10 protein-coding genes are annotated in these 13,239 nt (G+C 35.5%); 2 read left to right on the forward strand and 8 right to left on the reverse strand.

The window, feature by feature from the left end:
* Positions 1 to 398: 398 nt before the first annotated feature.
* Entirely contained in the window at positions 399 to 1,151 is a 753-nt protein-coding gene (locus tag BM260_RS01305) for a hypothetical protein (RefSeq protein WP_139219886.1), read from the forward strand.
* Positions 1,152 to 1,395: 244 nt separating this feature from the next.
* Here the strand turns inward: BM260_RS01305 and BM260_RS01310 are convergent, their stop codons facing one another.
* From BM260_RS01310 to BM260_RS01340, 7 genes are all read right to left on the reverse strand, one after another.
* The gene (locus tag BM260_RS01310; protein ID WP_093534240.1) at positions 1,396 to 1,581 is read right to left on the reverse strand and encodes a hypothetical protein; all 186 of its coding nucleotides are present in this window, start codon (positions 1,579 to 1,581) and stop codon (positions 1,396 to 1,398) included.
* 178 nt (positions 1,582 to 1,759) lie between these two features.
* The gene (locus BM260_RS01315; RefSeq protein ID WP_093534242.1) at positions 1,760 to 2,791 is read right to left on the reverse strand and encodes a LacI family DNA-binding transcriptional regulator; all 1,032 of its coding nucleotides are present in this window, start codon (positions 2,789 to 2,791) and stop codon (positions 1,760 to 1,762) included.
* 43 nt (positions 2,792 to 2,834) lie between these two features.
* The gene (locus BM260_RS01320; RefSeq protein WP_093534244.1) at positions 2,835 to 4,499 is read right to left on the reverse strand and encodes a glycoside hydrolase family 13 protein; all 1,665 of its coding nucleotides are present in this window, start codon (positions 4,497 to 4,499) and stop codon (positions 2,835 to 2,837) included.
* A gap of 74 nt (positions 4,500 to 4,573) precedes the next feature.
* Positions 4,574 to 6,103, reverse strand: coding sequence for an alpha-amylase family glycosyl hydrolase (locus tag BM260_RS01325; RefSeq protein WP_093535654.1), 1,530 nt, complete (start codon positions 6,101 to 6,103; stop codon positions 4,574 to 4,576).
* A gap of 34 nt (positions 6,104 to 6,137) precedes the next feature.
* Positions 6,138 to 6,980, reverse strand: a complete 843-nt coding sequence (locus BM260_RS01330; RefSeq protein ID WP_093534246.1) for a sugar ABC transporter permease — start codon at positions 6,978 to 6,980, stop codon at positions 6,138 to 6,140.
* Positions 6,980 to 8,260 carry a carbohydrate ABC transporter permease gene (locus BM260_RS01335; RefSeq protein ID WP_093534248.1) on the reverse strand — a complete coding sequence of 427 codons (1,281 nt, stop codon included), beginning with the start codon at positions 8,258 to 8,260 and terminating at the stop codon, positions 6,980 to 6,982. Before BM260_RS01335 ends, BM260_RS01330 begins: the two co-directional genes overlap by 1 nt.
* Positions 8,261 to 8,463: 203 nt before the next feature.
* Positions 8,464 to 9,768, reverse strand: coding sequence for an extracellular solute-binding protein (locus BM260_RS01340; protein WP_093534250.1), 1,305 nt, complete (start codon positions 9,766 to 9,768; stop codon positions 8,464 to 8,466).
* A 353-nt stretch (positions 9,769 to 10,121) separates the two neighbouring features.
* Here BM260_RS01340 and BM260_RS01345 point away from each other — a divergent pair, with 353 nt between their 5' ends.
* On the forward strand, positions 10,122 to 11,867 hold the full coding sequence (locus tag BM260_RS01345) for a glycoside hydrolase family 13 protein (RefSeq protein WP_093534252.1): 1,746 nt from the start codon (positions 10,122 to 10,124) through the stop codon (positions 11,865 to 11,867).
* 291 nt (positions 11,868 to 12,158) lie between these two features.
* On the opposite strand, the gene BM260_RS01350 is transcribed toward BM260_RS01345, so the two are convergent.
* Positions 12,159 to 13,139 carry a tyrosine-type recombinase/integrase gene (locus tag BM260_RS01350; RefSeq protein ID WP_093534254.1) on the reverse strand — a complete coding sequence of 327 codons (981 nt, stop codon included), beginning with the start codon at positions 13,137 to 13,139 and terminating at the stop codon, positions 12,159 to 12,161.
* Positions 13,140 to 13,239: the final 100 nt, after the last annotated feature.

Consider the following 13,239-nt stretch of genomic DNA (forward strand, 5'->3'; position numbering starts at 1 on the left):
ATATTATTATGTAAACATTTAAACGTGTTTTTTGCAAGTCACTAAATATTCTGTCTAAATATAGATCTAGTTTGTAATATAACATATTCTCTTCAAACAAAACCATAGAATTTTTTCTAACAAGATTTCCTATTGAACTACATCTCTGTTTTCGTTTTGCTGAATGGTCTCATATTAAATTATTATTGAAATATAATTATTATTTTGTATGTAATTGCATATAATTTAATATTAATAGAGACAATGAGGTGAGAAAAATAAATCATCTAAATACAAATAAGGAAAAGAGGACATTTTTTCAATGGCTTAACTTTTTGATTCCATACTTTTATACAGCGGGAATTACGCTTATAATATCGTGGATGGTTATTGCATCCATACTGATTGGTTTTAATATATTGAATGAAAATCCAAAAGCTTTTTTTCTTCAAAATGAAAATACTAGCCCAACAAATGCAAGTGGAACGGCGTTTTCGATTATTGTCCAGCCCTTTGTGGAATCCAATTTTAATCAAATCATTTTTCGGGGAATCTTTCTTCTTTTCATTTGGTTGCTTTTATTTCTCACTATACCCGTTGCTTTTAAGCGTTTAAAAAGATTTAAGTTCTTAAATCTTGAATTTGAGGTAGATAATATTGAACAGGCTGCTATAGAAACAGTTGAAATCAGCGGTACTAAAGCAAGACTTATGGCGTACTTCACTGGAGATGATGCATCAGGACGGACCCTAGATTTTTTATCTCAATCTACTATAGATTTTAAGGAAGTACTAGAATATTTCCTAGCTGAAACTCAATTAGGATACAAAAATCATCCGATTAATGGTGTCTTTACGTATAAAATATACAATGGTCCAGCACCTGAAAAATTGCATGTGTTAGTAGAAGAATCGAAAGAATCTGGGGAATCTGCGGTTTACAACAAAATCGATGAGGATAATTTATGGAAGAAAAGCTATCTTGTTTTGTATTTCCCTTATAATCATACTGAGTACATTACTGTAATAGAAAGTTATTCCTATTCATTTGATATTTTAGACAAATATTTATTTGAACTGCTCCATAAAACTATTAGTAAAAACCTAGAAAATATTGAGTATATGGTCGCCTTAACAAATAATGATGAGGATACGAGCTTAGAAAACTCTTGATCAAAATTATGTATCATCGAGAAAGGACTGATAAATATCGTAAGTGTAAATACTCCGATCAATACCGAAGAAGTTAAAAAACGTGCAACAAGAAATTTAAGCCGATTTAGCGCAAGACAAAAAAATAAAAATATTAAAGCTATAACCGGTGATATAGTAAAACCAATACACATTAGTAAATCAGAGCCATTGGTTAAACGAATGACATGTTATCAAAGAAATAATTAATGATTACCCACTTTATTTAAAGCGGGTAATTTTTTTTATGTTTTAAACTTTTCGAGTGTTTTTTTGCTATTTCTTGCATAATTGGCGAAGATCCTACTAAATCCGCTGCTTGTTTTATCGGCAAGCTTCTTAGATTTAACTCACTAATGCTCTTAAATTTTTCTCCCTTTAAATACCTTTTATAAATTTCTGATATCTTCATGGTGTATATACCCCCTTTTATACCACTAAGTCCGTATGTTTATAGTGTAGTATATTCGGGGCTTTCAAAAAGTTATTCAAATAAATGTGAAGAGCCTTCATATATTGCCTTTAGTCATAATTAGTTTACATAATATTATTATAAAGTGTCTTTTGAATATGTACTGTATATAAATGGATTATTCTACATCCGGGGCAACATCACATGACTGCCTGATAACAAGTGTATGCGGAATTATAATTCGCTTTACAGGGTCATTTTCATTTTTTAAAAGTTGGATTAAATTACTTGCTGCCTGGTAACCAAGTTCTTTTATATTAATATCAATAGAAGTAAGTGGTGGCCTAGACATCTCCGCAAACAACGCATTATTAAAGCTAACAATAGAAACTTCAGTAGGGATTTCTATTTGCATTTCAGTAAGTGTATTCACTACCCCTACTGCCATTAAATCGTCTGTTACAAGTAAAGCTGTTGGTGGAATAGTTCTTCTAAGCAGTGCTTTTACAGCTTCCTGCCCACCTTCACGAAGAAAGTCCCCATGAATAATATAATCCTCATTTATATCTATGTCAGATGCCCTAAGTGCCTCTTTATAGCCATTTAGACGATCTAATGTAACTGTTAAACTCGGACTTCCACCTATAAAGCCAATTTTATGATGACCGAGCCCTATTATATAATCGGTAGCCTCTTTTGCAGCCATATAATTGTCGTTATCCACATGAGTAATCTTATCAACGAGGTCGTAAGGTTTTCCAATGACGACAAACGGAAATTTCCTTTTAGTTAAATACTCCATAATTTTATCGTCAATCATCGAATACAGAAGGATTATTCCATCTACTCTGCCACCTTGAACCATTTGTACGACCCCTTCATAAGAATCGAATTCTGTTTTACCACTGGTCATTTGCAATGCATAGTGATTATCATGTACACCTTCGCTTAATCCCTGTATAACCTCTGAAAAGAATGGATTTTGAAAAAACACGCCAGATGAGTGAGGTAAAACAAGACCTATCACTTTAGTCGACTGACTGGCTAGGCTACGGGCAATAAAATTCGGATGATATTTAAGTTCATCCATCGCGTCCCTTACTCGTGTCTTCGTGTCTTCGCTTATCCGGGGACTATTAGCAATCACCCGGGAAACAGTCGAAGGAGCAACTTTAGCCAGCTTCGCCACATCTTTAATTGTAATCGCCATTAGAAATTCCTCTCTCTCTTTCGCTAACCTTACATCGGTTATATTACTTGTATAAGTATACCCTTACTTCAAATGGATTAAGAGTTATAGTCTCGGATAGCTGCTCCGGTGCATTCTCATAATTATATAGTATAAGATCTGTGTGACGTTTCGGTAAATGTTTTAACTTAAGTTCCGTAATTTGTTGTCTAAAATTACATAACACAAACGCAAACTGATCTCCTATTGTTCGTGAGTAGACGTATACATCGGGATGCTCTTCTTGTATCACATCATATTCTCCATACACAAATAGAGGATTTTCTTTCCTTACTTGAATCATTTTCTTATAGAAATGATAAATAGAATTCTCATCTCCTAATTGATTTGCAACATTAATCGTTAAATAATTCGGATTGACTTTCATCCACGGCTCACCTACTGAAAATCCGCTATTTAAAGTACTATCCCACTGCATCGGAGTTCTTGAGTTATCACGGCCATTTCGCCAAATAACCTCCATTACCTCTTCATGCGACTTACCGTTCGCTATTTCTAAATCATAAAAATTCTTCATGCCAATATCATCATAGTCATGAATAGATGGAAACTGAACGTTTGTCATGCCAATTTCCTGGCCTTGATAGATAAATGGAGTTCCTTGCATCAAGAAGTAGCAGGCAGCTAGCATTTTGGCACTTTCATTCCAGTACTCTTTGTCATTTCCCCAGCTCGAAACACTACGTGTCTGATCGTGATTTTCAAGGAATAGAGCATTCCATCCTTTTGAGTGTAATCCTTTTTGCCATTTAGTTAGAACTTGCTTTAAAGCAATAACATCTACTGAGTTATTTAGGTCCTTATTCCATAGTCCGAGATGTTCAAATTGAAAGATCATATTAAACTTTCCATTTACTTCTCCAACCCACTCGTCTGCCTCATCGATTCCTACTCCATTTGCTTCACCAACAGTCATAATATCGTATTTAGCAAAAGTTTCTTCTTTCAACTCTTTTAAATACTCTTGAATACCTGGTTGGTTCGTATGCATATCAAAAGAGGAAACATATTTTTCAGCATTGGGATTTGGCATATCTGGTAACTCATCACGTTTCTTAATATGACTGATCGCATCTACACGGTAACCATCGATACCTTTGTCGAGCCACCAATTCACCATATTAAATAGTTCATGACGCATCTCTGTATTTTCCCAATTTAAGTCAGGCTGTTTCGTGGCAAACAGATGGAGATAATATTGGTTCGTAAGTTCATCATGCTGCCATGCGCTTCCAGAGAAAATACTTTCCCAGTTATTCGGTTCTTGATCACCCTTACCATCCTTCCAAATATACCAATCCCTTTTAGGGTTATCTTTAGAAGAACGAGATTCAATAAACCAAGGATGTTCATCACTTGTATGATTGATTACTAGATCAAGAATTAGTTTCATCCCTCTTGCATGAATTTCTTCTAATAACTCATCGAAATCATCCATATTGCCATACTGCTTTGAAATACCCTGATAATCGCTAATATCATATCCATTATCTGCATTAGGTGACTTATAGAAGGGACTGACCCAAATAACGTCTACTCCTAAGTCCTTCAAGTAATCTAATTTGGTAATGATTCCACGTAAATCACCTATTCCGTCACCATTGCTATCCATGAAACTTCTAGGATACACCTGATAACTTACTGCCTCTTTCCACCATTTTTCGTTCATGTCTATAGTACTCCTTTCGTGCTGCACATTCTTTCGTAAGTTATGACTACCTTTGGATTAAATTTAATAACAAATTATTGTTTTGTCCGTTTGAAGCGAAGGACCAAAAAAACTAATAATATTACTATTATTCCTATCACAATGCTCAAAACTAAACGATTATCTGACTTTTCATTGACGAACTCATATATTTCGGACTGTCCACTTTCCAACTTGAACGTGTACCCATCCTCATTATTACCTGAGTTAACTAATTCACCAGCTAATAACCCTTTTAGCTGTTTCCCTTTTTCTATACCCTCATCTAAAGCAATCTTTTTACCTTCTGACGTATTATTGATGGCTACTATTACGGTTTCATCCCCGTAAGTTCTCTTATAAAGAGTAAGTCCTGCATCATCCACTAAAAGTTTCATTTCTCCCCTTGTAAGAGATAACTGCTGCTGTCTAACAGCACCGAGTTTTTTTACAAACGTTGTCAATTCTTCATCTGCTCCAAAATTCATCATTCGACGATTGTCTGGATCGTTTCCTCCGTCTAATGCTATTTCTGTCCCATAGTAGAAGATAGGAATGCCAGGAGCAGTATACATATAAGTTAGCGCTAGCTTTAACTGAGTAACCGGGTCTTGGTTATTTTGGATTGCTAAATTAGCGAACCTTTGCATATCATGATTATCTATAAATTGTCCTAGCAGTTCTGGTCGATCAAACAATTTGTTATTTCGCTCATTATTTGAAAATAACCATCCTAGAGACTGATTTGGTTTTTCAAAAGCTGCACGGAGACTTTCATTTTGCGAAAAATCCATGAAACCATCAATCCCAGTTTCCTCATATCCAGCTACTATATTAGGGTTATCATGCCAAACCTCTCCTATAAGAAAGAATGATTCTTTCACCGTTTTAAGTTCAGCAGAGAAGTCCTTCCAAAACTCCTTTGGAACATGTTTAACTGTGTCGAGTCTGTAACCATCGATATCTGTTTCTTGAATCCACCATTTTGCTGCATCTATTAGGTACTTACTTACCTCTGGATTTTCTTGATCTAAATCGGGTAAATCATATAACCAACCGTTTTCAACTTCTTCTTGATCATTCCAATTAGAAATAGACTTTTTTTCATGAAACCAATCATTTTTGGTAGAATCATTAAGCCACTCATGATTTGGTCCAACATGGTTAACGACAAAATCTAAAATGACTTTTATATCGCGTTTGTGCGCTTCGGTTACAAGTGTTTTAAACTCTTCCATGGAACCAAAATAGGGATTCGTTTGATAGAAATCCTTAATCCAGTATCCATGATAACCGTTATTCATATTTTCAAATATGGGAGTTAACCAAATTGCTGTATAACCCATTTCTTTTATATAATCTAGCTTGTCGGTAATTCCTTGAAAATCCCCACCATGATAAGCAAGTGGATCGTTAATGTTAGCGTCTTTGTCATTACTCGTATTTCCATTGTTAAATCGGTCCACCATAATCATGTATATAACCTCATCCTGCATCCGTTTCTCCTCACTTGCTAGAGATTGCTGCGGATTTGATACGGAAATTACAAGAAATAATAAAATGAATAGCACTCTACCTTTAGTCATGGTCATCGTAAGCAACTTCTTTCCTTTGAAGTCATTAACCCTTCGTACCACCAGCAGTTAAACCAGAGATAAAATACTTTTGGAATGATAGGAAAAGTATTGTAATTGGGATTGCGATTAAAACAGACCCCGCTGCAAATGTAGTAAACTCATTCCCAAACTGTTTGGAAACTAGTTCGTATAGGCCTACACCCATTGTGAACTTCTCTTCACTACGTAACATAATACGAGCAAGTATGAAATCACCAAATGGAGCGATGAATGAAAATAATGCTACTACTGCTAAAATTGGTTTTGATAAAGGCATGATAATTTGCCAAAAAATGCGTAAATGACCCGCTCCATCCATACGTGCAGATTCATCCAGTTCTTTTGGAATCGTATCCAAATAGCCTTTCATTAACCAAGTATTCATTGGTATTTGACCACCAACATAAATAAGTATTAAACCAACATGCGTATCTAGCAGTCCAGTTCGCTGAGCAAGTACAAAGATGGCAATAAGTGCCGCGAAGTTTGGAATCATCTGTAGGACTAAAAAGGTAAGAAGTCCATTTTTTCTTCCGATAAATCTGTAGCGTGAGAAAGCATATCCAGTAAAAGCGACACTTAATACCGCAAATACCATCGTTATTAAACTTATCTTCATCGAGTTTAAATACCATAAAACGTAATTAGAGTTTTCTATGTCAAATAAGCTCTTATAGTGCTTAAGTGTAGGATTTTCTGGAAACATTGTTGAACCTGATAGACTTTGTCCCGGGTTAAAGGAAGATCCCAGTACCCATAATAAAGGGTAAACAACAATGACTACAGCAACTAGAAGAATAAGATAAGAAACTGACAATCTGATTATTTTCTCAGTTTTATTAGTCATTACATCATATCCTCCTCTTTGAATGAATTAGTTCGTTTGAATTGCCATAACGCTACCGTAATAACAATAAGTGATAGTAGCATCGTTATTGCAGCTGCTTTCCCATATTGTCCAGAAGTCATCGTCAATTGATAAATCCAAGAGATTAAGATATCTGATCCACCGGCATTTTGACCTGGTAAAGCCGGACCACCACCGTTAAATAGGAAGATGACATTGAAATTATTAAAGTTAAATGTATATTGCGTGATCAGAATTGGCGCGGTTGCATACAGTACCATTGGTAAAGTAATACCTCTGAATTTCTGGAAGATAGAAGCTCCATCTACATTTGCGGCCTCATATAACTCATTTGGAATAGATTGCAGCACCCCAGTTGTCATTGCGAAGATGAATGGGAAACCAAGCCATGATTGTATTAAAATCAGTGCAAATCGAGTCCATAATTCTTCGGTCATCCATGGAATTGCATCAATTCCTAACATACTCAGTATTTGCGTATTAATAACGCCGAACGATTCGTTGAACATCCCTGAAAAAATTAGGATCGATACAAATGCTGGTACTGCCCACGGCAAGATTAATATTGTGCGGAAAAAAGCTTTCCCTTTTAAATCCTTTTGATTGATAACAACGGCTAAAAAGACCCCGATCACAACCTGCAAAGTGGTTGCTCCAAATGTCCAAACAATTGTCCAACCGAGTACACCAAAGAATGTAGACCTCCAAAGGTCTAATTTGAATATATCAATATAGTTTTGAATTCCTACCCAATCTACCAGTTTTGCTGGTGGTGAATGGTATAAATCATAGTTTGTAAATGAGAGAAGAATTACAAAGATTATTGGGAAAATAACTACGAAGATTAATAATAAAAATCCTGGGGAAATCATTAGATAAGGAAAACCGTTATCCAAAAGATTGTGATACTGCTCCCTCACGCTATTTAATAGGAAACCCTCATCTCGTTTTTTTCCATTGTGGTAAGCATCATATATATTGAAAGCATAAATTCCAAGACCTATGATTGCTACCAACAAGGCGATAATTCCATCGATTAATAAGAATATGGAATGATCAAGCTTTGGAATTTCTCCAAGCGTAATAAGACCCCAGAATCCCCAGTTTAGCGTTTGAGAAAAACTACTAAAGAATGCGACTGTTAATACTAAAAAGATAATTCCTTTGACAAACTGTTTATTATAAAATTGTCCAAAACCTGGGATGATGGATAGTAACCCAGCATTTTTTCTATGTTTGGTTGTGACATTACTGTTCATTGTAGTTGTCGCCTCCTTCTTTCCTATGAAAGAGAATACTCTCCTATTTTCACATGGATTTCCTTACAACATTGACACTCATACATAATAGAGAAGCAAAGGCATATGACCCCTTAAAGGAAACATGCCTTTGCCTTGTTTGAGAATTAGTAAGTTTGCGCTAATACTCGCTGAACTAGCTCGAGCGCTTATGCTGTTCTAAGTTATTGTGGATGGTTAGTTTCTATATTTGTTTTGATCGTTTTAACTGCATCGTCCATTGCAGCTTTTGGTTCTGCCTTACCAGTTGCAAGGGTTTGTAGTGCTGATGCTGCAGGACCCCATACTTCCGCCATTTCTGGAATATTAGGCATAGGTATTGCGTATTGGGATTGAAGTGCTACTGCTTTTGCCCCTTCATTGTCCGCAATAATCGGATCTTCAATCAATGTTGTAACTGGTGGAATCTCTTGTGTTAATTCAAAACGAATTTTTGCATTCTCTTCATTTGTTAACCATTCTATTAATTTAGTTGACCAATATGGATGTTCTGTAAATGCGGATACATGCCATCCTTTAACTCCCATAAATGTCTTCATATGCTCACCATTTGGCAAGGTGGGCATTGCAGCTACTCCAATATCAATCCCAGCGTCTTTCATCCCTTGGAATGCCCAAGGACCGTCCATTACAGATGCGACTTTCCCTTCATTGAATAGACCATCTTTCGCTGAGCCACCGCTATCCCCTATAATTCCTTTAGGGAATAAACCTTCTGCATACCATTTTTGAATATATTCTGCACCAGCTATACCGCCTTCATTGTTTAAACCAACATCATCTCGGTCAAGGGCTCCATCATTCTCTTTGAATACATATCCCCCCATACCTCCAAAGACTCCGTGCGCAAAGTAGAAGTCATCCCATTTTGCTAAGAATCCAAACTTTTTACCATCTGTAAATTCATTTGCAAAAGCATAAACTTCATCCATTGTTTCTGGAGCTTCCTCCATTAAAGCCTTATTGTAAATAAATACTGGTGTCTCTGTAGCTTTTGGTAACCCGTATAATTTTCCATCATATTTCTGTGCAGTCACAGCTGATTCACTGAAAGTAGAAAGGATTTCATCACTTACTTCAATTTCCTGAAGCAACCCTTCTGTCACAACTTGACCAATTTGATCATGAGGTAAAGTAACTACGTCTGCACCAGTTCCCGAAGGACCATCTAAACGTAGCTGATCACGCATTTTATCCGCCATACCTAATTCTTTAAATTCAACCTTAATACCATATTCCTTTTCGAAAGATTCGATAGCAGGTTTTAGAGCGACAGATTTATCTGTATCCTCCCAAACTATAAGTGTTTCAGGTTTTGCTGGTTCTTCTGAAGATTCAGCCCCAGTTTCTGTTTCTGTTTCTTTTTCATCTGTTTTCGCAGGAGTTGTTTCCTCTCTTTTCGGTCCACATGCAACTAATAATGCCAATGTAATAATGAGCATGAACAACAAAGTTAATGACTTTTTCATTTGTACCCCTCCTATTTTTTGGTTTAAACCTACACTAAGTTGGACAAACGCTTGCACATTTCAGCAAAAGAAAGCGCTATCATAATTTGCTAAAAATAATTTCTTTCAATTACTTATAAGTCTATATATAAGATTGAAAGAATAATATATTAGTAATGAATCTATGAAAACGATTGCACAACTCATAGTTTTATTATACATTTATTTAAGAAGGAAACAATCTATTTTTTATAAATATTATAAATATTAAAATTTTTTAATATAACGCTTCTTCTCCTTCTATGCTCACTACATTGAGCGTCCATATTTAAATTACTTGGAAGTAAAATAATTCATTTTAAAGGAGATGTATAATGGAGAAAACTGCTATTTTTCACCGTCCCACCGATAACTTCGCTTATTTACTAGATGATCGAACACTACAATTACGACTTAAGACAAAAAAAAATGATGTTACTTCTGTTTCGTTAATATTTGGTGATCCTTATATTTGGAGAAATGGCGAATGGCAATTTTCTAAAATGCCTATGAACTTAGTTGGAAACGATGGTTTACATGATTATTGGGAAACTGAAGCATTTGCAGCAACCAAACGGTTACGCTACGGCTTTCAGTTAACTTCTTTAACGGAGGAAACAATATATACAGAAAAAGGTTTTTTTGACAGTATACCAACTGACAGTGATTATTATTTTTGTTTTCCATATTTACATGAGAATGAACTGTTCCAAGCGCCCCAGTGGGTAAAAGGCACTGTTTGGTATCAAATATTCCCAGAACGTTTTGGCAACGGAAATCCTTCTATTAATCCCAAAAACACAAAAGCTTGGGGCAGTGAACCCCCTGCAGTTAATAACTTCTTTGGTGGTGACTTCGACGGCGTAACAGCACATTTAGACCACCTCACGGATATAGGGGTAAATGGTATTTATTTTACTCCAGTATTCGAAGCCTCCTCCAATCATAAATACGATACGATTGACTATATGGAGATAGATCCTCAATTTGGGGATGCAGATGCATTAAAAGAACTAATAACACAATGCCATAGCCGCGGCATTAAGGTAATGCTAGATGCCGTATTTAATCATAGCGGTTATTACTTCCCTCCCTTCCAGGATGTCCTAAAGAACGGAGAAAGCTCACCTTATAAAGATTGGTTCCACATCCATAGCTTCCCCGTTCTAGGAGGAGAAAAGCCAAACTATGAGGCTTTTGGTTTTGTAGATTCTATGCCCAAGCTGAATACTGCTAATCCAGAAGTTAAAAAATACTTACTGGAAGTAGGTACCTATTGGATCAATGAATTTGATATTGACGGTTGGAGACTTGATGTTGCAAACGAAGTAGACCAACCTTTCTGGCGCGAGTTTAGAAAAACTGTTAAAGAAGCAAAACCGGATGTTTATATTCTTGGAGAAATATGGCATGATTCAATGCCATGGCTTAGAGGAGATCAATTTGATGCGGTGATGAATTATCCCTTTAAAACAAATGTATTAAATCTTCTGGCAAAAAACAGCATTAATTCAAAACAATTTGCAGAGAATATGAGTAAGGTATACTACAGTTACCCGAAAACTGTGTTTGATTTCACTTTTAATCTTGTTGGTAGCCATGATACTGCTAGAATTCTTACAGAATGTAATGATAATATTAATATAACGAAACAAGTATTTACTATTCTTTTAACCTTTATGGGAACTCCATGCATCTATTACGGCGATGAAATAGGACTTACAGGTGGCCAAGATCCCGGCTGTCGTGAATGTATGGACTGGGATGAAAATAATCACCAGCTAGAGTTAAAAAATCATATCCAAACGCTGATAGCACTACGAACTAAAGAAAAACTACTTGCCAATGAAGGCTCCATAACATTCGTACATCCTACGGAGGCAAATGGTATATTTGGGTATAAAAAGCACAACGCTACCAAAACAATTATCGTCTTACTTAATCCTAGTTCCGATGAGCAGCAATATGCACTGGATCGGGACCAAAAATATAACATACTGTATAGTTCTGGGTTATTAATAGAAGGGTCTAATGTCAGTATTTCTACAGAAGGATTTGGAATTATCGAATATAACCTCTAAAAAAACAAAAGCATAAGTGCCTATGTCTTTCCCGGCGAACACTAAAAAGCAATAAAGGCATAATTTGCCTTTATTGCTTTTCTAAGGTTATTCGTGGGTTCAGGAGCTGAAGACATAAGGAAAAATGGGCAAAAATGACACCCCCATGACTACTGATCAATTTCAGGGATGCTAGTTGGATGTGACGAAACTCATGACTAACTGGTACCCATTATTTTAGAATAATTTTTAATTAATTCTAGTTTACATAATATTATTATAAATACCAAAAATAGATTGGAAAATTTATCCTCATTCTACAGTAGTATGTTTTGCTTGTTGAAGGAAGTTGAATGGGTTATTCTCCATTACATTTTGTATTTCTTTGTCTTCTACATGCGTATAAATCTGAGTAGTGGAAACGCTCGTATGACCTAGTATTTGCTGAAGACTTCTAATATCTGCTCCATTTTTGTACATGATTGTTGCGGAAGTATGCCTTAACTTATGAGGCGTTATACTTCCTTTGTTTAACCCTGATGCCACGTTGATTTGTTTCACTATTTTAGCTACCGTTTGTCGAGTGAGTCGTGTGCCTTTTTGAGAAAGAAACAAGGAGTTATTTGTACTCGCGCCTTTTATGTATTGTCTTTCTTTTTCTTTATAATGTTGGATGGATTGGAGACAAGTAGAGTTCAAGAATACCGTTCTTTCTTTATTTCCCTTCCCCACAACATGTAATACATTTCCTTGTATGGAGTTTATATTTAAGCTACATAATTCGGAAACACGAATTCCTAAGTTTAAGAAAAACATAATAATACTATAGTTACGATAATAATGGCTCGTTTTCTTTATACCAGTGATGAACTGTATTGCCTCATGCTGATCCAAATAGATCGGTGTTTTTTTTGCTATCTTAGGTGATTCTAGCTCTTCTGCAGGATTATAATCTAATAATCTTCTTTTCCCTTTTAGGTATTTAAAAAACGATTTAATAGTTGCTGCTTTGCGAGCTCTTGATGCGGCACTATTTTGGCGCTGTACTTCACAATACTCCTGGAAAAGGTAGATATCTTCGAGCGTTATCTTTTGGATAAATTCAGGATCCACTTCCTTAATACTAATGCTTTGTATCTCGGTTATTGGCACATCATTTTCAACTGCTAATAAAAATCGGAAAAACAAAGTTAAATCATATTCATATTCTTTTCTCGTTCGTATTGATTTGCCTTTAATAGTCGTTAAATACACTAAAAAATCTTTCATAATTTTAGGTAATTCCTTTTGCATCAAACCACTTCCTCTACTACTTATATTACCACAAAAAAAGGTTCCCAAATATGTATTTGGGAACCTTATTAAAATTCACTATGATTTCTCTTCAAAAATA

It is taken from the genome of Psychrobacillus psychrotolerans (assembly GCF_900115805.1).
Classification (GTDB): domain Bacteria; phylum Bacillota; class Bacilli; order Bacillales_A; family Planococcaceae; genus Psychrobacillus; species Psychrobacillus psychrotolerans.